Source organism: Streptomyces goshikiensis (assembly GCF_014650555.1).
GTDB lineage: Bacteria > Actinomycetota > Actinomycetes > Streptomycetales > Streptomycetaceae > Streptomyces > Streptomyces goshikiensis.
Genome location: NZ_BMVE01000040.1, coordinates 1 through 850, shown reverse-complemented (window position 1 = coordinate 850; position 850 = coordinate 1). Strand labels below are relative to the sequence as shown.

Genomic DNA, 850 nt, shown 5'->3' with positions numbered 1-850 from the left:
TCGCACTCCCACCACTGAGGCGCGGGGCGCTTCTCCCGAAGTGCGGGCACCTGGCCTCGGCGGCGGTCCGTGCGACGCTGATCGCACTTCGGGCATCCGTCACCCAGGTGCAGAGTCACGCCGTCCTCGCACATCGGATCAGGACAGTCCACGGACGGGCGCACCAGAGCGACCGCGACGCCCACCGCGGAGGTGAGCTGTCCCTCGGCCAGGTCGCGGGCGTAGCCGTGGGCCCACCATCGTCGCTGGATCCGCTCCACCAGCTGGTGTGCTGTGCGCCCGCCGTCCAGGGCTTGCAGGATCGCCTCCCTCAGCACCGCCGGACGGTGGTCTGGCAGGAGAACCGCCAGTTCCCTGGGCCACCCCGCTTCCACCGCGCGGACGGCATCTGCCAGCGCTGGGGGGATGCGCTGGGAAGCCGGCGCCGCCCGGCCGGCTCTCCGGGCCGGCGCGTTGGCGTTTGCGGGCGCGGCGGAGCCGCCGGCCTCGCGCGCGCTACTACCTGCACCTGCCCTGCGGGCGTCATCGGCGCTACGCGCCGCAGGCGCTACGGGGGTTTCAGTCACGGGGAGGGTTAATGGAGAGGGTTGGGGGACTGTCAGTCCCCCCTGCCGGGACACAGAGTCCCCCCTGCCCGGGGACTGGCAGTCCCCCCTCCCGCCGGATTCAGGGTGCTCCACGGGAGGGGACTGGCAGTCCCCTCCCCCAGTGCGCGGCTTTCCCCTGTCGCTGCGCGGGACGCGGGGCGGGGCCGGTGGAAGTGGGGCGCGATTCTCGTTCGTCAAGGGCTGCAGGCCTCGGTTTGCCCGGTCCTGGTTCACCCGGGCCAGGCGCTCCGGGCCGTACCAGG

1 pseudogene is annotated in these 850 nt (G+C 73.3%); it reads right to left on the bottom strand.

The features are described from left to right. A pseudogene (locus tag IE248_RS38085) lies at positions 1-317 on the bottom strand (hypothetical protein); the annotation flags it as partial. Positions 318-850: the final 533 nt, after the last annotated feature.